1 pseudogene is annotated in these 381 nt (G+C 28.6%); it reads right to left on the bottom strand.

Annotated features, from left to right (window positions below):
- A pseudogene (locus E4T82_RS12370) lies at positions 1-244 on the bottom strand (GNAT family N-acetyltransferase); the annotation flags it as partial.
- Between the last annotated feature and the right edge of the window lie 137 nt (positions 245-381).

Raw genomic sequence — 381 nt, 5'->3', positions numbered from 1 at the left:
GTTCCCAATAATAAGAAACTGTACCAATAACTTTGTCGTTGTAAATTACAGCCCATCTATTCGGAACATTGATCCAATCATCCTTTTGGAGCAAAAAATCATCATACGACATAGCATGATGAGGAAAATAAGGCGCATCCCATAACTTCCATTCAGGATTTGAGTACTTAAAAGCCATCTGCCATATACTCTTTAAATCTTCTAATTTAATAGGTCTAATATATAATTCACGATTTTCAACCATGTTATCCCTCTGTTCTATATAAAATAATTAAAATTATTTTATCATGCAAATTGGAAAAAATATATTTCTTTGAAGTTTACAGTTTTGAAAATAAGCTATATGAATTATTAAGAATATGTATCCAATCAATATAATCT

It is taken from the genome of Streptococcus cuniculi (genome assembly GCF_004570575.1).
Classification (GTDB): Bacteria; Bacillota; Bacilli; order Lactobacillales; family Streptococcaceae; genus Streptococcus; species Streptococcus cuniculi_A.
The sequence above is the reverse complement of the archived record's forward strand: the minus strand, read 5'-3'. Positions and strand labels throughout refer to the sequence as shown.